Genomic DNA, 22,581 nt, shown 5'->3' on the forward strand with positions numbered 1-22,581 from the left:
GAGTGGAGAGAGGTTTCAGGAGCGCTTGTCCAGGATATTCGAGTATTTCGGATATAACCGCCGAATGCATTCCGGACAGATGTCATGGGTGAATTCGGCGTGGGTATGCTTCTCCAGATAACTCTCAACGGAGTTCCAGTGTTCCTCTTCGTCCTTGATTTGTTTGCAGACGGCGCAAATAGGCAGCAGTCCGCGCAATGTGCGCACTTCAGACAATGCCTTCTTCAATTGGTGTTCTGTCTTTCTCTGTTCGGTAATATCCATGTGTGCAATTAAAGCGAGATCGGTATCCAGAATTGAATTTGCATAAGATAGAGGGGTGAGTTCTACACGAAACCACCTCTTTTCGTTGTATACAGTATACACGCAGATGTCATATGTATGATTTCGATTAAAGGGTATTCCGCGTTCTTTCAAATTCTGTGCGACAAGTGCCATGTTAGCGTTCTTGCCTCGTTTTGCCCAGGCTTCCGTCAGATGCAGGTAATGTCTATGACTACTGTGTATATCCGGGTTTGGTGAGCATTGACCGAGTCCCTGTTGCCAGGCACGGTTACAACTTTGGATAATCCAATTGTCATCAACGATGATGAGCTGGTGACGTATGGACTGGAACGACAGCCTCTCCAGATCGGATGTAACATGTCTCATGGATGAGACCCTCCTTTGGCAGAAATCTTATCTCAGTTCATCTGGAATATCCAAAATATCAGCGACCAGGTGCCTGAATCGGGTTGCTTTGCGTGTGCCGTGAATAAGATTGGATAAACGATAGGGTGGGATGCCATGCTGTTCGCAAAAAGTCTTCTGGTCCACTTGAAGTTCGGTTAGCCGTCGTTTGATGGCCCATCCGAACGGAGTAACTGGTTTTTTCTTGTTCAAAAGGGTTCACCCCTGGTTAGAATGTAGTATTCAGCCGCCCTTTCTTCATGTAGAATGTATAGAAATGCGAGCTGTATGTTTCATTATATACGTAAATTCGTCATCTAACAATTAAAAAAGACGGAAAAAAGTGTATTTTGTGATGATAAATGGCGTAAATACGTAAATAAAACAAATAAAATGACAAAAAACACGTCGGCAAGGAGGTTGCCGCGTGTTTTTAGTTTGTCTGAATGAAGGGGAGCGGGTATGAGGAGGAAGAGGATTAGGCTCTGTAGGCATGAAGTCCAGCTCCAAGCATATGGAAACTGGGGAAAAACGATTTCATGGACATCGAGGTTGGCTGTGCCAGTCCATCCGCAGCCGAGGCGCTGACGGTCTTCCATTCATTCTCCAGATCTGTGGCCAGGCGGACCATCAGATCCTTGGTTGTATCATTGTTCAGGGGAATGACTTTGGAGGCTTCGGTTATACAAGCATTCATGGCTGAATGCAGGTAACCAAGGACCGCCTCCTCGACCGGGATATCGAGGTGGTGGTTAATCCAGGCGTGAACAGTGGAGAGGCAGCCAACCGAATCGTATTTGGCAAAGATCTGTTCGAGCTGGCTGAATTCAATCCAGGGGTGCAGAGCGCGTGCGAGTCTGATCAATCGTTTACCCATCGCGGCAGCTTGTTCTCTGAGATCTCCAGGGGTTCGCTGAACATGGACGAGCTTGTCGATCAGAGCTATCCGCCATGTATCCTTGTGATCTGCTGCGGTATAGATGCCTTTAATGGCCATACCTTCAAGACGAACAATGCTGGGATGCAACTGACAACGCATGAATGATTCGAGATCTTCAGCATTACGAATGGTACCCTCCCTGATATGGATATCCATGCCGAAGGAATGGGTGAACCCTCCAACCTGAATAGAGGAATCAAGCAGTTTGACATAATCGAGCAGCTTATTCCCACGGTTCACAATCATTCGCCTCCTGTGTTCGTTAAATGTCACTTAAAGTGACATTTATATTCCTTTTTGTTTGCTTTGTGTTTAAAAATCCGAATTATATGATAGTTATCATCCCATAAATGTCCGCTTTTTGTCAATAGTATCCGTGAAAATTAATGAATTAAATCTGGGATTTAATATTGTGTTATTTTATATAACTTGTTGTGTTATTTATATGGTGAAGTGCAGGGTGGACTATATATAAGGAAGGACTATATATAAATGAATCAATAAGATCAGCTCAAGCCGGAAAAGAGGGGATCAAATCTAATGATATGCAGTTCATGGGTAAAGATGACGAGATTATGCGATTTTTGATGAAATTGCCTAGCTGAAAAAGTAGTATTAAAAAATACTTTACTTTTGGTTCTGGACCCGGTATAATCAATTCTGTTGCCGATTATTTACGACATGCGGTCGTGGTGGAATGGCAGACACGCTATCTTGAGGGGGTAGTGGGCGTATGCCCGTGGAGGTTCGAGTCCTCTCGACCGCATCATATGAACGATTAAAAAGAAGCTTTCCATTAATGGAAGGCTTCTTTTTTTTGTCTTTTTGAACAGTTTGACATCAGAGTTGAGAAAAAAAAGGCCATCCATTACCGGGGCAATGGTGCTCTACCTTCCGGCTACGGGTGGCCAATGTATTATTTTTGCAGCAAGTTCTTGATATCTTCTTCAATCTTGTCCGGTGTTGTTTTGGGAGCATAACGTTTGATTACCTGTCCGTTCTGATCCACAAGGAATTTGGTGAAATTCCATTTGATTGCTTTGGAGCCAAGCAGGCCAGGAGCTTCTGTGCTAAGGTGTTGGAAAAGAGGGTGAGCGCTTGAGCCGTTCACATCAATTTTCTCAAACATGGGGAAACTCACGCCATAATTCATCTGACAGAACTCGGCAATATCGTCGGAAGATCCTTTTTCCTGTGCAAACTGGTTGCTTGGGAAACCAAGAACTTCAAATGGAGCATCTTGAAACTTGTCTTGCAGTTCTTGCAGACCTTTGAATTGAGGGGTAAGGCCGCATGAGCTTGCCGTATTCACAATCAGTAACACTTTGTCACGGTAGTCGGACATTTCAACTTCTTGACCGCGAAGTGTATTCACTTTGTAATCGTAGACTGTCATCTAAATCGCCTCCATTTATTTACTCTTATATCTTCTATTATATTGGTTGCAATTAAATATTGCAAAACTAATGTGGTGTTAAAAGAATCAAAACAGGCAAGTTGTGCAGAATACGTGAATGAATTGGGAAGTGATTTACGCCAGAGTGAGAATTAGATAGCCTTGAAGAGATAGATGGAGTATAACTTTGTTGTAAGCGTTATTATGGATGGGAATTGGCAAAAATCTGCCGATTTGGTGATCTGGGCGGACTTTACACCGACATGGCGCGGGTGTATGATTCATAACGTAATTTCAATTTAAACTAAATTGTACCTGAAAAACGAAACAAACGATAATATCGCTCGATCTTACCTTAAGATATACGAACGATGTTTTAATCGCTGAGTTTCCATTCATTGATGAATGGGAAACGGGGGAACCAACAGAATGCGCTGTCCAGGACAGTGGCATTCATGGGGTGAATTTTCCGGTGACAGCCGGAAATAGGGCGACTCTCGCGCCCGAATCCGTCAGCTAACCTCGTAAGCGTTAAAGGGAGAGGCAACAAGCCGTACGCTGGTTCATGGTGTTTTCGCCATGGATTATTTAAGAAGCGTTCGGGAGGCCTTGGTCCCCCACGCTTCTTTTTTGTTGTCTTTTCACGCCAAGGGAGGAACGAATGATGGATACTGAGATGATCTTAGTGACTGCTCCAAATGAAGCAGGACGCAAATTTATTAAATTGCTGATGTACAAAAAAATGCCGTTTGCCGTTCTAACCAACAGTGCAGGGGAAGAGCGCAGACTCCGTAGAATCGGAGTAGAACATGTCATTCGCATGAACACGGCTGCAGCTCAAAAATGGTTTTTGCCGCAGGGCAGCGTAGGCAACGTGTTTATTTTCGAGAACAGCCTGAATCTGACCTGTCGTTATTTACAGATCTGCCGTTCATGGACATCGAAATCCCTGTGCGTTATTACGGAGCAGAGTCATCCTAAGGGCATCTATCGGGGCATGGGCGCAGACCGGATCGTATATTCGCTCAATGGGGAAGTTGGCTTTCTCCTCAATGGTTAATGCCATCGCTTGTGATTGCTCAGGTGTAAGGTGCCTGTTATAATTGAATGTATCGATAAACGGAAGTTTGAGGAGACTCATGCAGGATGGTGAGTCTTCTTTTTTATGCTTACAAGGAGGAATTGGCGTGCCGGATGTAGGTGGATTGAAATGGTTGTTTTTTGATGTTGGAGATACACTGGTGGATGAATGGGAGCCGGTTGATGATATTATCGGACAGTTCGTCCGCGAAGCCTGTGCATTGGGGTATCCGGTGAAGATTGAGGCGGTACGCGAACTGTTCGCGAACTGTTACCAGAGATATGAGCAATGGCCGATGAGAGTGGCGATTCGCACATTCGTTGAAGACGACGGACACCAGAAGCAGATTCAGGACAAGCTGAAATTTCAAAAAGATCTTGAACGTCCTTTTCCATCAGCGGATTACGTCCTTCAGCAGTTGTCACGGCATTATCGCATTGGCATTATTGCCAATCAGAGTCCTGGAACGGAAGAGAGACTGGAGAGCTACGGCTTGCGGAAGTATGTTGATGTTCTGGCATGTTCGGCTGAAGAAGGAGTGTCCAAGCCAGACCCTGAGTTATACGCTGTGGCCTTGAAACAGGCCGGTTGTGAACCGGAGGAAGCCGTCATGATCGGCGATCGGATCGATAACGACATTATACCTGCTCTGAAGCTGGGCATGCGTACGATTCGAATTATGCAGGGTTACGGAAGATTCCAGCCAGAACTATCTGATGACCAACGTGCGGATTGGACTGTTGATTCATTGGATCAACTCCTGCCGTTACTGATACCAAATCAGGATTAGATGATTGTTTACTGGAGTTTGAGTTTTACTATAAAAGAAAACACCTTGCTGTATTGCAACAATAAAGGCTGATCAACTTGGGTATAGCATACCGGAGTTGATCAGCCTTTTTAGTATTTTGTCGATGAGAACGAGATTAGAATAACCGAATCGTCTGAATGATCAGATATACATTCAGCACAACGATAATCGCGGCAATGACCCATGAGATGATTTTGAGCCACAATTTGTTGGCGAATGCACCCATGCTTTTTTTATCACTTGTGAACATCACCAGGGGAATTACAGCAAAGGGCAATTGAAGCGACAGCACGACCTGGCTCAAAATGAGCAGTTCTTCTGTGCCATGTTCTCCTGCAATGGCTGTCACAATTACCGCCGGGATGATGGCGATCAGACGTGTGACCAGTCTGCGCAGCCAAGCCGGAATTCGAATGTTCAGGAAACCTTCCATAACGATCTGCCCAGCAAGTGTACCTGTAAGGGTAGAGTTCTGACCTGATGCTAACAGCGCCACACCGAACAGAATACTTGCAACCGTAGTACCCAATAGAGGTGTCAGCAGATGATAAGCATCTGCGATCTCGGCAACCTGCGTCATACCAGCGCTGTGGAATACAGCAGCAGATACAATCAGGATGGCTGCATTGATGAACAGGGCCAGTGTCAACGCGATTGTAGAATCCATGGTCGAGTACCGAATGGCTTCTTTTTTGCCCTGTGGGGTCTGTTCGATCTGACGGGTCTGGACAATGGAAGAATGCAGGTACAGATTATGCGGCATCACGGTTGCTCCGATAATACCAATGGCAATATAGAGCATAGCCGGGTTTTGCAGAATCTCAACATTGGGTACAAAACCATGGAGAACACCGCCCATATCCGGTTTCGCCAGAAACAGATCAATCCCGAAGCAGAGGGCGATGGTTGCCATCAGCACAATGACGAGAGTTTCCAGAGCGCGGAAGCCTTTGTTTTGCAGTACAAGAATCAGGAGTACATCAACTGCGGTGATGATAACGCCGTATAACATGGGGACGTTAAATAACAGCTTTAACGCGATGGCAGAACCAATGACTTCAGCCAGATCGGTGGCTGCAATGGCAAGCTCACACAGTATCCATAACATCATGACAACAGGCATGCTGAATCGTTCACGACAGGCTTGAGCCAGATCCCGTCCAGTGACGATGCCGAGCTTGCCAGCCAGCGACTGAAGGACAACGGCCATCAGGTTCGATAACAGGATAACGGATAACAAGGTATACCCGAACTGTGAGCCGCCTGCGATATCTGTTGCCCAGTTCCCGGGGTCCATGTAACCTACGGCAACAAGGTATCCTGGGCCTACAAAGGCGAGGAATTTCTTCCACCATGCAACATTCTGCGGAACTTTCATGGAACTATGTGCTTCTCCAAGGGAAGGGGCCATGCCCGCAGTAGACAATGATTCTCTTGAAGGAGCGTTGAACGGATTTTTTTTACTCATACGATAATCACCTGACTTTGAATTATTGATTTGGAAATATATGCGGGACAACCCGCTCATAATATATCTAAATTTTTATGTTTATTGTTACATTGTACTCCTTCAATTGTTTTTGTCTAGTGCAACTTTTATGTATCAGCACAAAATTTCGGTTCCAGCTTGTAGATGTCCCTTCGTATATTACCCAACCGTGGGGAAAATACAGCCATGGCATTGAAATGCATGAAAATAATAAAGTTGTAAAAGCTGATAAAGATACAAAATTGCGTTTCAAAATGAGCCAGAAGTTTAAATTGAAAGGAAGGCAATAAAAACTATATGGATAAGGGAGAGATTCTTAATGGAAGCTTTATATACAGCAGTAGCGACAGTTAAAGGTGGACGTACAGGTTCCGTGACTTCTTCGGATGGCGTTCTCAAGCATGATCTGAAAATGCCAAAAGAGCTTGGTGGCTCCGGTGGTGAAGGTACTAACCCTGAGCAGCTTTTTGCCGCTGGATATGGAGCATGTTATGAAAGTGCCCTCGCCAATGTAGCACGCAAAGCAGGTGTGAAATTGGAGGATGTGGTCGTTACAAGTAACGTATCCATTGGTAAAGACCCTGCGGATGATGGTTTCCAGCTGTCTGTTCGTCTGGACGTTAGCATGCCTGGTGTAGATCACAGCCAAGCAGAGGAACTGGCCCGCAAGGCGCATGATTTCTGTCCATATTCCAAAGCAACACGCGGCAACATTGATGTTGTTTTAAACGTTGTCTAAGATTTGACTCCCGGCAAGTAAAGGGAACATATAGAGCAGGGTATCCCAGATACCTGATGTTCGACTACAAGGCCCTGCTGGCAATCGGCAGGGTTTTGTGTTGATTATCATATTAGGACATGATGCAGGAGATTAGATGCCAGATCGCGTACTATTTTACATAATTGCACTCCCACTTCATGCTACACATTCCATAAAGGGGGAACAAAGATGAGTATTGAAGAGATGATTGAGCGGCGATTTGTGTGTACGAAATGCAGAGGCACGGATTGTAACATTAAGGAAGTTTCCATGTCAGGAGCAGGCCTGAGCAAGATGTTCGATATACAGCATAATCACTACTTGTTCGTGGCTTGTGCTTCCTGCGGGTATGTTGAAGTATTTGATCCGGATGTCTTGAAAGGGAAAAAACAGGGGCAGGTAGGGACTATTCTGGATATTCTGTTTGGCGGGTAGACATGCGCGAGTTGACATTGATCTGAATTTTCTTTAATATAACTTAGTACTGAGTAGTGTCATTGCATGAACCAAATTTGAATTAAACAGGTGATATCCATGTCTTATAGACCGCGTATTGCAGATTTAGAATTAGCTTATGGTAACAAGGAAGACGGATTGTATGAATTCAAAATGAATTTGGTAGACGGTACCAAATGCCGTGTATTCTACACCCGTTCCCCGGAATGGAAGATGACCAATATCAGCCGTCTGCAGAAAACGCCTTGTCCAGTATGTCGCAAAGATTTTATTTGCAAATGTATGGACCAGTGGGCAAGTGACCTGCATCAACAGATGATCGATGACCAATGGATGGAAAAGGCAGTTACGGAGTAATTGTCGGACAGATACGAGCGTGGGCACAATGCCTGCGCTCTTTTTCTTTATATTTCTCATTAATGTGTGTTCAAAAAGAACGGTTTTCAGTCTTTTTGAACAACATCCAGAAATAAATTTAGAATTAGTGAACAAGAAGGTCCAGATTGGGTAAGTTACTCTAACCGCAACAATAGGAGGCAGCCAATATGACAGCAAATCAAACAGATGTGCATCAGGGACATCCGATCGTACTGGTGGATGGCGTCTGTCACTTCTGCCAGGGCTTAACCAAATGGATTATCAAGCGTGACCCGGAAGGGAAATATCATTTTGCATCGCTCCAATCGGATGTAGCCAAGGGACTGCTGGCGAAGGGCAATCTGTCGACAGACAGCATGGACACCTTTGTTCTGATTGAAAATGGAAAATACTATACACGTTCAACCGCCGCACTGCGATTGGCCAAAGGTCTGAAGTTTCCTTATCCGTTGTTATATGTGTTCATTATTGTGCCGAGATTTATTCGTAATGCAGTCTATAACTGGGTTGCTCGCAACCGTTATCGCTGGTTTGGCAAGGATGAAGCGTGTATGTTGCCTACACCGGAGATCAAAGATCGATTTTTGTGAGTGTGATTAATAACGGAAATAATTGGGTAATGACTACAGATCATATCTATTTTGGGAGGAAAACAACTTGAAGAAGTGGACTACATTATTTATCGGGGCATTATTAGCAGTGAGCTTGGCAGCATGCGGTAACGATACAGATAATACGGCAACGCCGCCAGCGACTAACAACGAAACATCTAACGAGGGCAATACACCTGCGGAGCAGGAAACAAAGGTTCCTACTCTGGACGAATTGATTACCAAAACCAATGCAGCAACGAAAGAAATGAAAAGCTTCACAACTGAAGCAAACATTGATCAGAATCTGAAACTGGATGCTGGGGAACAGTCCCAGGATCAACAGGTTAAAACATCGCTCAAGATGGATATTATCAAAGATCCAATGATGATCTATCAAGAGATGAAAATGGAAATGTCGGGACAGGAAGCTCAGAACGTGAAGCAGTATATCACTTCGGATAAAATCTACTCTCAAGTTGGGGATCAATGGGTTGCGATTCCTGAAGCTCAAACCAAGGAACTGATTGAGCAGATGAAGGCAAGCATGAATCCGGAAGGTGAATTGGAGCAATTCAAAAAGATTGAAGAAGATACTGAAGTGACCGAAGAAGGCGACAATTATGTGATTAATGCGGACGTATCCGGTGATAATGTGAAGGAACTGGCGAAAGCCGTGATGGAGCAGAACGGATCGGATGCCCAGATGCAAGCCATGCTTGATCAGATGAATATCACCAGCATGATGATGAAATACATGATCAACAAAGAAACCTATCTGCCTGCAAGTACGGACGTAACCATGGTCATGGAGATGGAACAGAATGGACAGAAAATGACGATGGACATGAAGATGAACAGTACATTTTCTAACCAGGATCAAGTGGAAGAGATTAAGATTCCACAAGAAGCATTGGATAGCGCTAAATAATTTGGTTATGCCAAATGTGCTGAAGATGATTTAATGCGGTAAGCGAGCATCCGTGCATGCCGTTTACAGGCACCTCTGAGATAGATCTGTGTGAGCCGAGAGGTTTACCGGATTAAAATCAGGGGTGTTTTTCTGTTTAGCGGAGATTATGGTCAGGGTTCAAGGTGTTATAGTATAGTCATATTGAAGTAGAGAGGGGAGATAAAAGATGATTGAATATGCACACATCCACCATGTTAGTCTGGCTGTACGTGATCTGGAAATCGCGAAGAAATTCTATTCTGGGTTACTAGGCATGCAGGAGATTGAACGTCCAGCCTTCCGCTCCACGGGTACATGGTACGCTATCGGCAGCCAGCAGCTTCATCTGCTTCAGCACCCGGAGGGCCACACGTTACGTGAGGCTGGTATTGATACTACAGACGGCCACTTTGCGATCTGGGTCACCAGTTATTCAGGGACTATAGCCTGGCTGGAACAGCAGGGAATTGAGTATGAAGCGAGACCTGACAGTGTGGCTGGATTCGCACAGATTTTTGTACTTGATCCGGACCGTAACATTATTGAGTTCGATTCACCGTACAACTCTTAAGGGAAAAAGGGTTAGAATAAATCCCTTGCTCCCCCAGAAATTGTATGCTATATTATCCATACATTCATAGCACGTGACGGAAGCACCGTCCAAATATCGCATATTCATGCGGTTATTGGACGGTGCTTCTTTGTGCTTTTTGACAGGGAGGGAAGGGAAAATTGATTGTACTGAAGGTTGTTCTGGTTTCAAAGGATAGGGATTACATTAGCGCTTGGCTTGATTATGTACAGGGAAATTCATCTGGTCTTCATGTGCGTTTCACAGCATTCTCCCAAGGGGATTCGTTCAAGGATCACATGAAAGAGCAAGAAGGTAGAGAATTACCGGATCTGGTTATTGCGGAACCGGAGTTTCTGAATGACTGGCTGAATAACGGGGGAGAAGTATCAGGTGTACCTTGGCTAATGCTTAGTGAAGGGATGGAAGAGGTGGATGAGGCCAAGCGGCTGATGAAATACCAACCCTTGCCTACTTTGCTGGATGCTGTGATGCATGCTTGCCGGCAGCCACGCCGTAAGAAGGTTCACCATCCGGGGCAAGAGACTCTCTCTATCGGTGTAGTATCCGCTTCGGGTGGAAGTGGCAAAACGGCAGTAGCCCTGCATATGGCCAAGCAATTGGGACTTGCAGGATATGCTGTTCTCTATCTGAATCTGGAGACGCTGGACAGTACGCTCCCGTTTCTGGAAAAGGGACTCACTAGAAGTGGGCAGCGTCACCCGGATGCGGAGACGGGATTGTCCCGTCTGTTATACGATCTGAAGGTGGGCAGAAAGGAATCCGGTAAGCAGTTACAGGTGCAATCGAAGGGCGTAGATGGATATGTGGTCCGGCATGAAGCCCTGAAATCCGATGTGTTCTGGCCATTATCGAATCGGAAAGAACTGTTGCAAATGACTCGTGAGGATACGTCGAATCTGCTTCGTTATTTAACGGAATGTGGACAATATGACGTGTTAATTCTGGATGGGGATTCCGGTTGGGATGGGCGCAGTGAAGGGGTGCTGGATGCAGCAGATGCATTTGTCTGGCTCGTTGAGGATGATATATCTGCCATGCATCGATGGGGACAATGGTTACAGCATGCTGAGCGTACGAAGCCAGATTTGTACGAAAGTATGCTTGAGCGTTCACGCTTTGTGGTTAACAAATATCGGGACAATGTCGTCAATGGACTCCCACGCCCTGATCTGCATCTGGATGCAGTATTGCCCTATATCCCTTCCTGGAAGCAACTTAGTCAGGAGGAAGTCATGCTTAGTTCTCCGATCTTCCAACGTGAAGTGAAGAGATTATGTGCCATGCTGGTACAGGATGGCGAAGAAGAATTGAAGCAGGCGGGACGAATTCAGAAGCAGGATCGGTGGGCACTATGATGGATTCATCCAATCGAATACTGGATCGTGAAGAACAGTTTCAGATGATGCGCAGGGAAGTCAGGGCTGGCCTCGATTTAACCTCTTCCGCAGGAGATGATGAACTGTGGCAGGGGATAGAACGCAAAGTTCTCACTGACCCGAAGCTGGATGATCTGACCTCAGGAGAGCGTCACACGCTGGTACAGCGATTGTTTGATTCCTTTCGTGGATTGGATATTTTGCAGCCACTTGTGGATCATCCCGATATTACGGAAATTATGATCAATAGTCACAAGGAGATTTTTGTGGAGCAGGAAGGTGAAGTCAGCCAGATCACCCTTGAATTTGAGTCGAGGGAACGACTCGAGGATATCATCCAGATGATTGTGTCTGGGGTAAACCGGATTGTGAATGAGTCTTCTCCAATCGTAGATGCCCGTTTAAAGGATGGTTCACGGGTTAATATCGTGTTGCCTCCTATTGCCTTGAAAGGCCCCACAATGACGATTCGTAAATTCCCCAGTGAACCGATGAAGATGTCTGATCTGATTGAAAAGGGAGCCCTGCATGAAGAAGCAGCAGAATTATTGCAGCAGTTGGTACGTAGCAAATACAACATCTTCATTGGAGGCGGGACCGGATCGGGAAAAACGACCTTTTTGAACGCATTATCCCAGTTTATCCCTGCCGATGAACGGATTATTACTATTGAGGATTCGGCGGAGCTACAGATAGTTACGGTACCGAATCTGGTATCACTGGAAACGCGGAATGCAAACACCGAAGGCAAGGGACAGATATCTATTCGGGATCTGATCAAATCTTCCTTACGGATGCGTCCGAACCGGATTGTCATTGGCGAAGTAAGGGGCGCGGAAGCGTTGGATATGTTACAGGCCATGAACACAGGGCACGATGGGAGCTTGTCTACAGGGCATGCGAATACCATCTCGGATATGATTAGCAGACTCGAAACGATGGTGCTCAGTGGTGCGGATCTTCCCATTGCGGTTGTAAGGCAGCAGATTAGTTCGGCGATCGATATATTTGTACATTTATCCCGGCTAAGGGACCGCTCCCGGCGGGTGACAGAGATTAGTGAAGTGATTGGCATGCAGGACGGTGAGGTTATGCTGAATCCACTGTTTCGTTTCCAGGAACAAGAAGAGCGCGAAGGCAAAATTATTGGCGGGTTAGTGCAGGTTGGAAAGTTGAATCAGGTGGATAAAATTCAGATGGCTGGGCTCGGGGAATGGCTGGATGGATACATAGAACAATACAGTGTTGAAATAGATTCATCAGATAACAACGTGAATTAAAGTCATTGGAAGGTGATTACTGTTGGGTGAAGCCAGACAGATGTTGACGGATTACACCGTATATACGCTTTCCCGGAGACAACGAATGGCCTGTATGCTGATTAGTGGTCTGCTGTTTTTTGGCATCGGAATTCTGTTCTACCATCACTGGTTGGCTGGAGCGATCCTGGCTGCGGGTTGTATATGGGTGCCAAAACATTGGACTAAAGTGCTGTTGGAACGAAAAAGAATGACACTCAGTTTACATTTTAAGCAAGCGTTATATGCACTATCTTCGGCACTTGCCGCAGGAAAATCGGTGGAAAATGGATTCAAGGAATCCGTAGAGGATCTGCGGATGTTGAACCCGGAAGCGGATACCGATCTGATTCGTGAGTTCACGATCTTGCGGACACGGATGGAGTATGGACAACCAATCGAAGAGGCACTTCAGGATTTTTCGGATCGGGCTCAGATTGAGGATATTACGAACTTTGCAGATGTGTTCATTACGTGCAAACGAACTGGCGGGGACCTGGTTGAGGTTGTGCGTCGTACCTCTGCGGTGATTGGTGAAAAGCTGGACATTCAGCAGGATATTATGGTCGCGGTATCGCAGAAAAAGTTCGAATCAAAGGTGATGTTTGCAGCTCCGTTTATTTTTTTGATATTTCTGAATCTGACCGCCAAGGACTTTATGGAGCCGTTATATAGCGGGATGGGATACCTCATCTCTAGTGGTGCCTTGGCAGTACTCGCCTGCTGTTATCTGTGGATTAATCGCATTATGGATATCAAAGTATAAGGAGCTGAAACGATGCTGCTTCCCGTTATAGTCGCAGGGATGCTCGGAGCGGGATGGCTGATTCTGGATCGAACCCGGGGGCAGACCTACCGGCATCTGCGCAAGCTGGATATGGAAGGATTACGATTGAAGAAATTGCATGGCCCCTTCCTGTTTATATTGGACAAGTTCGAGATTGGACGCAGATTGCCAGTGCTCATGTTTCGAATGCAACATGCCATTCAGAAAATGTATGGCATACAGCACAGTGGAGAGAAAACGATGCTGTATTGCGCTGAAATGTTGACCTACACATGGCTCATGCTGCTGGTGGGCTGCCTGTTATCACTCGTTGGAGATATGGGCATCGGAGGTATGGTAGGTGGGCTCGCGCTCGGTGCAGCGTTGCCTTTTGCGCTCTACAAAGATCTCAATACGAAGGTGCAGCGAAGAGACCAGGATATTCTTATGGAACTGCCTGAGTTGCTGAATCGAATTGTACTGCTGGTTGGCGCAGGGGAGACTGTGCAACGTGCCATCGTTCACTGTGTGACAAGCCAGGGTGAACGGAATCATCCGTTGTACAACGAACTTAGAAAGACAGTGGGAGATTGGAATAATGGTTATTCGTTTCAACAATCATTTGAACAGTTCAGCCGCCGCTGCGGTGTACAGGAAGTGACGATTTTTACAACAACGGTGCTACTGAATTTCCGGCGTGGGGGAGGTGACTTTGTATTGGCGCTGCGGGATCTGTCACATGTGTTGTGGGAGAAACGCAAGGCTGTCAGTCGGGCGAAGGGAGAACAGGCTTCTTCCAAACTGGTGTTTCCGATGGTACTGATCTTTTTTACGATTGTGGTCATGATCGGGGCACCTGCTTTTATGATGATGAATATGTAGGAGGAATTGGGATGATGGAAGTGTTGAAAAACAAGGTAAACGTATTTTGGAAGGAAGAGGACGGACTCGGCACGTTGGAGCTGATTCTGATTATCGGGGTTATTATCATTATTGCTTTGATTTTTAAAGACCAAATAACGGCACTAATCAAGTCTCTTCTTAGCAAAGTGGATACAAAAAGTAATGAATTTTTCCCGGGTTAACAGGCTGAAGAAGGAAGAAGGGAGCTTCACCGTTGAAGCCTCCCTGATCTTCCCTGTCGTGCTGTTTATTCTTGTGTTATTGCTCTTTTTCACCATGTACATGTATCAAAAGACATTCCTGAATCAACATGCCTATGCAGCTTCCGAACGTGCAGCCTATAGCTGGGACAACAGCCACAAACAGGCGATGACAGGTGAATATGTTGCTGGAGAACATGACAATCTGTATTGGAGACTGACGGACGATCGTATGCTTGGAGCGCTGTTTGGCTGGGCGGGAGCGGATAATCAGGTTAGCGTTTCTATACCTGCTGGTGAAGGCGGCAATCTCTCGGAACAGAAATTAGCACAAGCGGTGCAACATATGCCCTCAGCCATGAAAGGAACGATTGAGTATCAGAATTCTCTGATTCAGCGGAAAGTAACAACCAAGCTGGAACAAGTAATTTCTTTGCCTCTTCCTTCTTTTTTGTTCGATTCAGGTAACCGTGTACTGACGCGGGGATCATCCGCAGTTGTTGAACCGGTTGAATTCATTCGAACGGTCGATCTGGTTCGTTATTACGCAGCCAAGTTTAAAGGCAAAGGCGGTGCGGCGACCAGTACAGCGGCAGAAGCCGGACAGGTTGTGCAGCATTTTGGCAAAAGTAAAAAGTGAGAAAAGGAGGAGGGCGGAGCTGTTTAGAAAAAAAGACGGTGAGTTGGGAGCCGTAACCCTTTTTTTAATATTAATATTGGCCGGAGTTTATATGTTTGTTGCTATATTTATTGATTACGCTCGTATAGCTGCATTCAAGGTGCAGACTGAACGCATGACACATGCTGCGATGAGATCCGTCATGTCAGCCTATGACACATCACTACGAGAGTATGGTTTATTCGGGTATGGCGACAGCAGTGGGGATGCAATCATGGCTAAAGTACTGAATGATAGCGTGAAGCCTTCAGCTGTAAAAGATGGATTTCCCATTCTGGATATCCAGTGGGATACAACTACGCTGAGCATGGAGCGTGAACTGGGCAGATACGATATATTTAATCGCCAGATTCAGGAGGATATGAAGTATCGGGCTCCGGTTGATTTTACCCTTGAAGTGATCAATCGGTTCAAACCAATGTCAGACGAGATGAAGGAAGCCGCGCACACGGTAGATTTGCTGAAAAAATTACAGAAGTTATATGACAAACGTGAAGAACTACTGGACGAAGCCATTGCCAATCAGACGGAATCCGCGGAGAAGCTGAAGAATCTTCCAAAGTTGATCATGGACCCGCCTTCACAAGCGATCTATGAAGAAATGTTGGAAGAAACACCGGAGACAGCTGCCGAGGCAGCAGCACGTTATGCAGATTATCTGAACAAGAAACAGGCAGATGAGGGACTGCCGTTGAGAGAGCAACAATACATATTGGAACTGGCTCGTTATCGGACTGGTGTTGGTAATGTGGTGACAGGCATCAGCATGATCATACAGCCCGCGTTACAGGCCCATCAAACAAAACTGGAGGAAGCACAGTCCAAGATCGAAGAAGCACGCAAGATTAATGAGGAAATGAAACGTGTGATCGCGGAGGGGGAGAACCGTTCACAGAATGCCAGCTACGACAACGTGGGCAACTCGAATCTGCCTGGGACGAGTCCTGCAACTACTGGATCAGGCAGTGAAGCTAAGAGCACACGCTCACTCGCCTCGGAGCTTTTGAGGGCGGATAGCCTGTTTGATCAGTTGAAGGCACGGGTTGTTTCCCAGAATGCGGACTTCTCTAACGTCAGAAGAGACAACATGGAATTGAATAGTCAGCTTCGCAGCGTTACGGGAATGAGTGGGGTTCCGATTAAACCTGCGGTCAGACAGGCAAGTCAGATTACGGAACGATATATGGATACCTATGTGAATAGTGGTCCTGCCAACCTCATCCAACAGAGTAAGCAGCAGCTGGAGAGTGGTCGTGGGTCGGATGCCCAACGCAAAGCGAATGACAAAGAATCCAAAGGGAAATTGAAGGAAGTCAAACGAATCTTGTCGCAGATCCAGAATGGAAGTTCGGGTTCCATGGACACTTTCAAACAGTTGGAGGAATATTATAACGCTAATATTTCTTTTAACGAGGCTAGTCGTGAGGAAGCCAAAAAGGCAGAGATTGCTGGAGACCCCTATGACTCTGGTGGCGATGCCATGAAGGGAATGGACAGTTTGTTTGGCGGGATGTCCGGTCTGTTGGACAGTCTTGGCGACGAATTATTTCAGAATGAATATGCTTTAGCCTATTTTAACTCCATGGATTTTGGTCAGTTATTTACCTGGGCTGAAGGTGGTGGAGATGCTGGTGATGTTTTCAAACTGGAGAATCAGGAACTGGAGTATATCGTTTATGGGTTTCATAATCCTTCGGGTAACATCGCTGCGGCATATGCGGAGATATTTGGGATGCGGCTGGCTATTCGAACCGCAGAAGGGTTAATTGAGCACAGCAAGCTGGGGAACCCACTTCTGGTATTATCGGCAGCAATCTTATACGGGATTACAAACGCCATCGCGGATATGGTGAAACTAGCAAAAGAGGGCAGTGTGGAATTGTCCAAGTATATCAAAGTCAAACTGACGTACAGGGACCATCTCCGATTGTTCCTATTGATGCATAGTAACAATGAACGCAAAATGTCCAGAATGCTGGCGCTAATTCGATTGAATACGGGTGTGAATCCAGATGAGAAACAGACGTATGCTTCGGGTAACATGCGCAGCAGTATCAAGCTGTGGTTTTTACCAGGGGTGGTTAGAAGCATAGGTGCAGTTATGGGTAGTGCGGACCAAGTTGAAGATGGACGATTTTTCATTGAACGGAAGGCGGATTATTCCTATTGAATAATCAGGATCGTTTCGGTGGAGGGATTATGGATAAGCAGCAACATTATGAAAAAGAAAGCGCACAAATGCAGATTCGTTTAACAAGAATAATCAGATTGCAGCGTTTGAAGTCTCTCAAAAAGCAGATATATTCTTCGGAAAAGGAACAAGGTAGCATGGTTCTGGAAGCCTCACTAGTGTTACCTGTCTTCTTGTTTTTTATCATGTTTCTCATCTTCATAGTGCAAATGACTCTAATCTCCACAGCGTTACAAAGCACAGCGGGTGAAGCGGTGAAGCAGTTATCAACGAAAATATATCCCGTTTCCCTTGCATTCACACCTTCTGATTCTGCCGGCGGAGAAGGTTCTGGAGGGGGTTGGAAGATACCAGAGTTATCTCTGACGGAATGGGCAGAAGGTTATGCTTCTTCTCTACCCGAGCCATTAAGTGATTGGGTACGTTCAGCGGCGGCCAGTGGTGAACAACCACTACAGGAGATCAAAACATCCGTCTTGGAAACCGTACTTGATCCCACGGTAAAACCGTTGCTTCAACCATTTATCGAGCCAACGCTGCTGAATATGGAACGTGTTCATGTGAATGGTATTTCGGTACCTGATCTTAAAAACAAAACAAATCCGTATTTCCGACTTGAACTGAGTTATGAATTGCCGCTAAAAGTCCCCTTTCTCAGTAAACCGCTACGGATTCAGGCCGCTGCGGCAGAACGGGTATGGATTGGGGATACCGGAGAAGGATCGGATGGCAGTGCAGGAGACGGGGATACTGCGGATTCAGCAACGGTTCTGTCGAAGCCTGACCCGGCTTACATAGGCAACAATGCAATGATCAAGGTGAAGGTAGAACCAGGAGAGACAGCCAACTTAACGATATTTTACAAGTCAGGTGAAAGTTCTGCGAAGCACATCGGCTGGGCTACCGCAGATGAGAATGGAATTATTGAATGGAACTGGTTTGTTGGTACTCGGACAACAGAAGGAACTTGGAGTTTTGTTGTCGAGACAGGGGACGGTGCCAAGACGGAGACTACGTTTACCGTGGCCTCCAGAAAATAAGGAAGGGGATGATAGAGGTGGAGTGGTTTTACATTGCCTGTGGCATATACGTCATTGCAGCTTTTATTACAGATATTCGTTCCATGAAAATTCCAAATCGATTGACTTTACCCGTGACTGTTACAGGCGTATTGGCCCATATCATATGGGGAGGTTGGGATGGTTTCTTGTTCTCAGCCGCTGGATTAGCAGCAGGTTTTGGCATTTTGTTTCTGATGTATGCGATTGGCGCCGTAGGAGCAGGAGATGTGAAATTGTTTGGTGGGATTGGCGCATGGACGGGACTTGTTTTTGGCATTCATGTCATTATTTACTCCGTTTTGTACGCGGGCGCAATAGGTCTAGTGATACTGCTATTCCGAAAGGACTCAGCGAAACGAATTCGAGGCATGGCAGGTAGTCTTGCGGGGTTCTTCATGCTTGGTTCGCTCAAGCTGGTGAACAAGGAGAAGACATTGAAGTTTCCGTTTATGCTGGCGGTGTTACCTGGATTTATCACGGTGCTTGTCTCGGGACTTTTCCCTTTATAAAAGGGAATCAAGAAATCTGGGGATAACAGTGATCGGAAGGTTGTTCCGTCATCGAAGTGCCCAGTGTAACTTTCTTTAGTTGACCTAAATAACAATGGAAAGAGAGGATTGGCATGTATGGATTAACGAGAGATTTTATTCGTAACGGCGGAGCATTCATGGTTTTGGAGAAAGAGGACGGGTTACGAATGGAGGAATTAAGCCGGGTACAGATGGGGATGTTGTCCTCCAATCAGATTCCGCGACTTCTTCCTGTTCATATTCGGGAAGTCGATCGAAATGTAACTTTGCAGTACGACATATCAGGGTACAAGATGTTATCTCAGATGTTAAAGTCAAGCAAAATCAAATTGCGTGTTCTGTATGGTTTGTTGTTCCAACTAGCTGATGCCTTCACGGAATGCCGGCAATACATGCTGGAGCCTCGTAAATTATTGATCCATGAAGAGTACTTGTTCATCAACGGTTCATTCGAACAGGGTGAGCTAGGGATGGTATATGTACCAATCATGGATACGGTTGAAGTTGATCCAACGCCGCAGCAATTCCGTGAGCTGGTGATCAGGCTTATGGCGCATGTACAGGAACTGCAGGGAGAAGGCATTCAGCGTGTTCTGCAGTTATGTGACAATGAACGCTGGGATATCAGACAGTTGCGAGAACTCCTTTTGGAATTATACGCTGACGAGCAAGAGAATGGAGGAGGCGCAGCATTTCTCTCATCCAGAACTTCGGAAACACCCAATGATTCAAGAGGTGATCTTCATTCGTCGATTTCTGAGCGAGATAGCAGGCTAGCCACTGGTACTTCTCGGCCATATCAACCCGGTACTCCCGTTCAAAATGCTGCTGTGGGACCGCAACTAAATTTCCGTCAGCCGCAGAAAACGAGTGAATCTGAGGTGGAAGACATTCCGGTGAGATCTCGAACCTTTCCAGGCAGGCGCTCACCTGAGCAATCTTCATTAGAGAGTTCAAATAGTATGGATAAGAGAGGAAGTAACCCGTATGATTCGCTAGAGCGTGTTGATATGGAAGTGGAGGAGAAGCCCGGATCTTCCAAAGTAACCTATATCATATTGGGCTGTATGGTTGCCATGGCATTGGTATGGAGATTTATTTACATGGAGCAACCGGGACAGACGCAGATGATACTGTGCATGGTACTAAGCCTTGGCTTGTTTGGTATAGCAGGATGGACGTGGAAACGTAAGGGAAGCCCTCAGAATGATTCAGAGAATAAGCGGTCTTTTTCATTCAATTTAGGTAAGAACAAAGGCAAGCAAATGGAAGATGAAGAGGAACCATTTCAGGAAAGTTGGCGCTGGAATACAGCTGAAAGGCCAGCGGAACGCATAAAACAAACGGTTGCATCCACCTCAGAAGGTAGTAGCGAGCATTCCCGTTATCAAAGTCTGCATGTGACACCTGAACACTCCGAACCATCGCTCGTTCAGCGCCATGTGGAAACGGTAGCTTCAACTTCAGAGCTAATTCGAAATGATGCAGTTGCGGAAGCAACCGTAAATTTGCAGAATCTGGCTAATGGTAAATTTACAGGGGAAGGCCCGGTGATGGCGTCTTATTATCTTGAACGAAGATCTGGCACCAGTGACCAACATGAACGGATGGATGTGCAAGGCGCATCTTTTGTCATCGGAAGATCAGCAGACATGGTTCAGTGGGTGGACACAGCGACCGGCGTGTCCCGTGCTCATGTGGAATTGAGCCGGAACAAATCGGGCTATGTGATTAAGGATCTGGGTTCCGTCAATGGCACCATTCTTCAGGGCAATATTCTTGCTCCGTATAAGGAGTATCCATTGGCGGATGGAGACACCTTTACACTTGCGGAATCAGTCTATACTTATCGGTCGGTTGGATAAGGCCTTGTTCAATCAGTCAGATAAGCCGCGATGCTTCAGATCTTCCAATGCCTGGGTTAAGGTAGGGAAAGTGAACTGGAATCCGTGGTCGAGTGCTTTTTGCGGAATGACTCTCTGCCCCTGAAGCAGAACAACGGATAGTTCACCAACTAAGGTTTTAATTAAAAAGCTGGGTACGGGGAACCAGTGAGGGCGATGATAGACCTTGCCGACCGTACGACCAAATTCATCATTGGTGACCGGATTCGGTGAGGAAGCATTAACCGGACCTGACACTTGTTTATTTTGAATGCTAAAGTCAATCAGCCTTACGATATCCATAATGTGAATCCAGCTGGTCCATTGCTTGCCACTGCCGATCTTGCCGCCAACACCGAGCATGTAAGGGAGTTTCATCAATGGAAAGGCTCCTTTTTTATGGCCAAGCACCAGGCTAACCCTGATTTTGACGAGTCTGACATGCTTGATGGCATCTGCAGCTATTTCCCATTGTTCTGAGACCCGGGACGGGAAGTTCATTGATTTTTGTGGACTGCTCTCGTCAAAGGTTTCGTTAGGGGAGGTTCCATAGATGGCCATGGCAGAAGCCTGAACGACCACTTCCGGCTTTTGTTCCAGAGACTCCACCAATCGGGCTACCCGCGCTACGGTCGTGACTCTGGATTCAACAATCTCCAGCTTCGCTTTGGTTGTCCAACGTTGATTCAGCGTTTCTCCGGCAAGGTTAACGAGAGCGTCCATACCTTCCAGCAAGTGAGGTTGTTCTTCGACTTGTTCCCACGATATATATGTAAGATTTTTACTTGGATTATGCAAGTCAGGCAGTTTTCGTGTAATAACTTTCACATGGTGCCCGGCTTGCAGCCAGTAATCTACAAGTGCTCCTCCTACAAATCCGGTACCTCCACAAATGGCAATTTTCATATCAAACATCCTCTCTGTATTTTCACTGCGCTGATATATTACCGTTGGATCGACAAACAGCCCCGTACGGTAAGCAATGCCTGTTGGGAATAACTTACCTGACGGAGCATATCTGTATCTAATTAACCAAATTTATATGTCATTTAACTCATCTTTTATTTTATTTAATCAAATGTTGATAAGGGGAATAATCGATTTTGTTTTTCTCCAAAAATTTGACCAAAAACTTATTATCCCTTTTCGGTGTGGCTATAATGTAACCTTTGATGCAGTGATCTCTCGATACTTCCGTGGCGTCGTCTTCAACTGCAATTTTACCGATCTCTGCAGCAATGGAATGTTTGGCAATGTCACGAAATGGCCCTGGCACAGGCTCCACAAGTTGATCCAAAAAAGCTTTGGCTTCATCTGTCCATAAGTGACGGCTGGCTTCAACCCAATAATTCTGCCAATCCAGTTTGGACTTTCCGTCCGCTTTTGGTAGCACTTTCAAAAACTTGCGCATCATAAAAAATCCACCGATACACATGCTGCCAAGCAATAAAAAAGTCCAGAATGCGATCGTATTCATAAACCAATTGCTGGGGGAACTGCTGGTCAGTATCATCGCGTAGGAGTCGAAAATCATTGCGGAGTCACCTCGGTTCATTGATTTTCACGGAAAGACGGAT

At 45.9% G+C, this 22,581-nt stretch carries 25 protein-coding genes, 1 tRNA gene and 1 riboswitch; of the genes, 19 read left to right on the forward strand and 7 right to left on the reverse strand.

Annotated elements, in window-relative coordinates; all coding sequences use genetic code 11:
• Nucleotides 1–15: 15 nt before the first annotated feature.
• The 3 genes from NST33_RS06895 to NST33_RS06905 all read right to left on the reverse strand — a co-directional run bounded on the left by NST33_RS06895 (nt 16) and on the right by NST33_RS06905 (nt 1,849).
• Complete coding sequence (locus tag NST33_RS06895; RefSeq protein ID WP_253506406.1) at nt 16–651, reverse strand: hypothetical protein; 636 nt, start codon at nt 649–651, stop codon at nt 16–18.
• Between the two features lie 27 nt (nt 652–678).
• A complete protein-coding gene (locus NST33_RS06900; RefSeq protein ID WP_017690011.1) occupies nt 679–882 on the reverse strand; it encodes a hypothetical protein in 204 nt (67 codons plus the stop codon).
• Between the two features lie 265 nt (nt 883–1,147).
• Nucleotides 1,148–1,849 carry an urease accessory UreF family protein gene (locus NST33_RS06905; RefSeq protein ID WP_162158974.1) on the reverse strand — a complete coding sequence of 234 codons (702 nt, stop codon included), beginning with the start codon at nt 1,847–1,849 and terminating at the stop codon, nt 1,148–1,150.
• Nucleotides 1,850–2,292: 443 nt separating this feature from the next.
• Between NST33_RS06905 and NST33_RS06910 the strand changes: the two genes are divergently transcribed.
• A tRNA-Leu gene (locus NST33_RS06910) sits at nt 2,293–2,375 on the forward strand.
• 150 nt (nt 2,376–2,525) lie between these two features.
• Here the strand turns inward: NST33_RS06910 and NST33_RS06915 are convergent.
• A complete protein-coding gene (locus NST33_RS06915) occupies nt 2,526–3,005 on the reverse strand; it encodes a glutathione peroxidase (protein ID WP_036610823.1) in 480 nt (159 codons plus the stop codon).
• 371 nt (nt 3,006–3,376) lie between these two features.
• Nucleotides 3,377–3,551: riboswitch (cyclic di-AMP (ydaO/yuaA leader) on the forward strand.
• A 115-nt stretch (nt 3,552–3,666) separates the two neighbouring features.
• On the opposite strand from NST33_RS06915, the gene NST33_RS06920 reads away from it, so the two are divergent.
• Nucleotides 3,667–4,065 carry a hypothetical protein gene (locus NST33_RS06920; RefSeq protein ID WP_235193755.1) on the forward strand — a complete coding sequence of 133 codons (399 nt, stop codon included), beginning with the start codon at nt 3,667–3,669 and terminating at the stop codon, nt 4,063–4,065.
• A 127-nt stretch (nt 4,066–4,192) separates the two neighbouring features.
• Nucleotides 4,193–4,876: an HAD family hydrolase gene (locus NST33_RS06925; RefSeq protein WP_339307323.1), complete on the forward strand. Its 684-nt coding sequence runs from the start codon at nt 4,193–4,195 to the stop codon at nt 4,874–4,876.
• Nucleotides 4,877–5,012: 136 nt separating this feature from the next.
• Here the strand turns inward: NST33_RS06925 and NST33_RS06930 are convergent, their stop codons facing one another.
• On the reverse strand, nt 5,013–6,308 hold the full coding sequence (locus NST33_RS06930; RefSeq protein ID WP_339308628.1) for an Nramp family divalent metal transporter: 1,296 nt from the start codon (nt 6,306–6,308) through the stop codon (nt 5,013–5,015).
• A 397-nt stretch (nt 6,309–6,705) separates the two neighbouring features.
• On the opposite strand from NST33_RS06930, the gene NST33_RS06935 reads away from it, so the two are divergent.
• From NST33_RS06935 to NST33_RS07010, 16 genes are all read left to right on the forward strand, one after another.
• On the forward strand, nt 6,706–7,125 hold the full coding sequence (locus NST33_RS06935; protein WP_036610819.1) for an organic hydroperoxide resistance protein: 420 nt from the start codon (nt 6,706–6,708) through the stop codon (nt 7,123–7,125).
• 210 nt (nt 7,126–7,335) lie between these two features.
• Nucleotides 7,336–7,581, forward strand: a complete 246-nt coding sequence (locus NST33_RS06940; RefSeq protein ID WP_036610816.1) for a zinc ribbon domain-containing protein — start codon at nt 7,336–7,338, stop codon at nt 7,579–7,581.
• 99 nt (nt 7,582–7,680) lie between these two features.
• Nucleotides 7,681–7,959: a hypothetical protein gene (locus NST33_RS06945; RefSeq protein ID WP_036610814.1), complete on the forward strand. Its 279-nt coding sequence runs from the start codon at nt 7,681–7,683 to the stop codon at nt 7,957–7,959.
• A 188-nt stretch (nt 7,960–8,147) separates the two neighbouring features.
• Complete coding sequence (locus NST33_RS06950; RefSeq protein ID WP_221819182.1) at nt 8,148–8,570, forward strand: thiol-disulfide oxidoreductase DCC family protein; 423 nt, start codon at nt 8,148–8,150, stop codon at nt 8,568–8,570.
• A gap of 67 nt (nt 8,571–8,637) precedes the next feature.
• Nucleotides 8,638–9,501 carry a DUF6612 family protein gene (locus NST33_RS06955; protein ID WP_221819183.1) on the forward strand — a complete coding sequence of 288 codons (864 nt, stop codon included), beginning with the start codon at nt 8,638–8,640 and terminating at the stop codon, nt 9,499–9,501.
• Between the two features lie 208 nt (nt 9,502–9,709).
• Nucleotides 9,710–10,093 (forward strand): VOC family protein, encoded by a 384-nt coding sequence (locus NST33_RS06960; RefSeq protein ID WP_047842030.1) that lies wholly within the window; start codon nt 9,710–9,712, stop codon nt 10,091–10,093.
• A gap of 161 nt (nt 10,094–10,254) precedes the next feature.
• A complete protein-coding gene (locus NST33_RS06965; protein WP_339307326.1) occupies nt 10,255–11,472 on the forward strand; it encodes a ParA family protein in 1,218 nt (405 codons plus the stop codon).
• Nucleotides 11,469–12,773: an ATPase, T2SS/T4P/T4SS family gene (locus tag NST33_RS06970; protein WP_339308630.1), complete on the forward strand. Its 1,305-nt coding sequence runs from the start codon at nt 11,469–11,471 to the stop codon at nt 12,771–12,773. The genes NST33_RS06965 and NST33_RS06970 overlap by 4 nt, the downstream gene beginning before the upstream one ends.
• A 40-nt stretch (nt 12,774–12,813) precedes the next feature.
• Nucleotides 12,814–13,557, forward strand: coding sequence for a type II secretion system F family protein (locus tag NST33_RS06975; RefSeq protein ID WP_237176898.1), 744 nt, complete (start codon nt 12,814–12,816; stop codon nt 13,555–13,557).
• Between the two features lie 12 nt (nt 13,558–13,569).
• Nucleotides 13,570–14,439 carry a type II secretion system F family protein gene (locus tag NST33_RS06980; RefSeq protein ID WP_339307328.1) on the forward strand — a complete coding sequence of 290 codons (870 nt, stop codon included), beginning with the start codon at nt 13,570–13,572 and terminating at the stop codon, nt 14,437–14,439.
• Between the two features lie 11 nt (nt 14,440–14,450).
• Entirely contained in the window at nt 14,451–14,642 is a 192-nt protein-coding gene (locus NST33_RS06985; RefSeq protein WP_237176508.1) for a Flp1 family type IVb pilin, read from the forward strand.
• A complete protein-coding gene (locus NST33_RS06990) occupies nt 14,623–15,300 on the forward strand; it encodes a TadE/TadG family type IV pilus assembly protein (protein ID WP_339307330.1) in 678 nt (225 codons plus the stop codon). Before NST33_RS06985 ends, NST33_RS06990 begins: the two co-directional genes overlap by 20 nt.
• Before the next feature lie 91 nt (nt 15,301–15,391).
• A complete protein-coding gene (locus NST33_RS06995) occupies nt 15,392–17,509 on the forward strand; it encodes a hypothetical protein (protein WP_339307331.1) in 2,118 nt (705 codons plus the stop codon).
• Nucleotides 17,506–18,570, forward strand: coding sequence for a pilus assembly protein (locus NST33_RS07000; protein WP_339307333.1), 1,065 nt, complete (start codon nt 17,506–17,508; stop codon nt 18,568–18,570). Before NST33_RS06995 ends, NST33_RS07000 begins: the two co-directional genes overlap by 4 nt.
• 8 nt (nt 18,571–18,578) lie before the next feature.
• Nucleotides 18,579–19,100, forward strand: a complete 522-nt coding sequence (locus NST33_RS07005; RefSeq protein WP_339307335.1) for a prepilin peptidase — start codon at nt 18,579–18,581, stop codon at nt 19,098–19,100.
• 113 nt (nt 19,101–19,213) lie between these two features.
• On the forward strand, nt 19,214–20,986 hold the full coding sequence (locus NST33_RS07010; RefSeq protein WP_339307337.1) for a DUF6382 domain-containing protein: 1,773 nt from the start codon (nt 19,214–19,216) through the stop codon (nt 20,984–20,986).
• Nucleotides 20,987–20,998: 12 nt separating this feature from the next.
• Here the strand turns inward: NST33_RS07010 and NST33_RS07015 are convergent, their stop codons facing one another.
• Together NST33_RS07015 and NST33_RS07020 are read right to left on the reverse strand one after the other, a co-directional pair.
• A complete protein-coding gene (locus NST33_RS07015; RefSeq protein ID WP_237176502.1) occupies nt 20,999–21,910 on the reverse strand; it encodes a TIGR01777 family oxidoreductase in 912 nt (303 codons plus the stop codon).
• Nucleotides 21,911–22,070: 160 nt separating this feature from the next.
• Nucleotides 22,071–22,538, reverse strand: a complete 468-nt coding sequence (locus tag NST33_RS07020; protein WP_221819344.1) for a DUF2621 domain-containing protein — start codon at nt 22,536–22,538, stop codon at nt 22,071–22,073.
• Nucleotides 22,539–22,581: the final 43 nt, after the last annotated feature.

Origin of the sequence: Paenibacillus sp. FSL L8-0435, from assembly GCF_037965655.1 — a bacterium.
Taxonomy (GTDB): domain Bacteria; phylum Bacillota; class Bacilli; order Paenibacillales; family Paenibacillaceae; genus Paenibacillus.

Bases quoted from the DNA above. Each gene is read 5' to 3' on its own strand.
- NST33_RS07015 (WP_237176502.1), bottom strand. From the start codon at position 21,910: ATGAAAATTGCCATTTGTGGAGGTACCGGATTTGTAGGAGGAGCACTT.
- NST33_RS06960 (WP_047842030.1), top strand. From the start codon at position 9,710: ATGATTGAATATGCACACATCCACCATGTTAGTCTGGCTGTACGTGAT.
- NST33_RS06995 (WP_339307331.1), top strand. From the start codon at position 15,392: ATGTTTGTTGCTATATTTATTGATTACGCTCGTATAGCTGCATTCAAG.
- NST33_RS06950 (WP_221819182.1), top strand. From the start codon at position 8,148: ATGACAGCAAATCAAACAGATGTGCATCAGGGACATCCGATCGTACTG.
- NST33_RS06985 (WP_237176508.1), top strand. From the start codon at position 14,451: ATGATGGAAGTGTTGAAAAACAAGGTAAACGTATTTTGGAAGGAAGAG.
- NST33_RS06980 (WP_339307328.1), top strand. From the start codon at position 13,570: ATGCTGCTTCCCGTTATAGTCGCAGGGATGCTCGGAGCGGGATGGCTG.
- NST33_RS06915 (WP_036610823.1), bottom strand. From the start codon at position 3,005: ATGACAGTCTACGATTACAAAGTGAATACACTTCGCGGTCAAGAAGTT.
- NST33_RS06940 (WP_036610816.1), top strand. From the start codon at position 7,336: ATGAGTATTGAAGAGATGATTGAGCGGCGATTTGTGTGTACGAAATGC.
- NST33_RS06945 (WP_036610814.1), top strand. From the start codon at position 7,681: ATGTCTTATAGACCGCGTATTGCAGATTTAGAATTAGCTTATGGTAAC.
- NST33_RS06920 (WP_235193755.1), top strand. From the start codon at position 3,667: ATGATGGATACTGAGATGATCTTAGTGACTGCTCCAAATGAAGCAGGA.
- NST33_RS06895 (WP_253506406.1), bottom strand. From the start codon at position 651: ATGAGACATGTTACATCCGATCTGGAGAGGCTGTCGTTCCAGTCCATA.
- NST33_RS06930 (WP_339308628.1), bottom strand. From the start codon at position 6,308: ATGGCCCCTTCCCTTGGAGAAGCACATAGTTCCATGAAAGTTCCGCAG.
- NST33_RS06975 (WP_237176898.1), top strand. From the start codon at position 12,814: ATGTTGACGGATTACACCGTATATACGCTTTCCCGGAGACAACGAATG.
- NST33_RS07010 (WP_339307337.1), top strand. From the start codon at position 19,214: ATGTATGGATTAACGAGAGATTTTATTCGTAACGGCGGAGCATTCATG.
- NST33_RS06970 (WP_339308630.1), top strand. From the start codon at position 11,469: ATGATGGATTCATCCAATCGAATACTGGATCGTGAAGAACAGTTTCAG.
- NST33_RS06990 (WP_339307330.1), top strand. From the start codon at position 14,623: ATGAATTTTTCCCGGGTTAACAGGCTGAAGAAGGAAGAAGGGAGCTTC.
- NST33_RS07005 (WP_339307335.1), top strand. From the start codon at position 18,579: ATGATAGAGGTGGAGTGGTTTTACATTGCCTGTGGCATATACGTCATT.
- NST33_RS07020 (WP_221819344.1), bottom strand. From the start codon at position 22,538: ATGATTTTCGACTCCTACGCGATGATACTGACCAGCAGTTCCCCCAGC.
- NST33_RS06935 (WP_036610819.1), top strand. From the start codon at position 6,706: ATGGAAGCTTTATATACAGCAGTAGCGACAGTTAAAGGTGGACGTACA.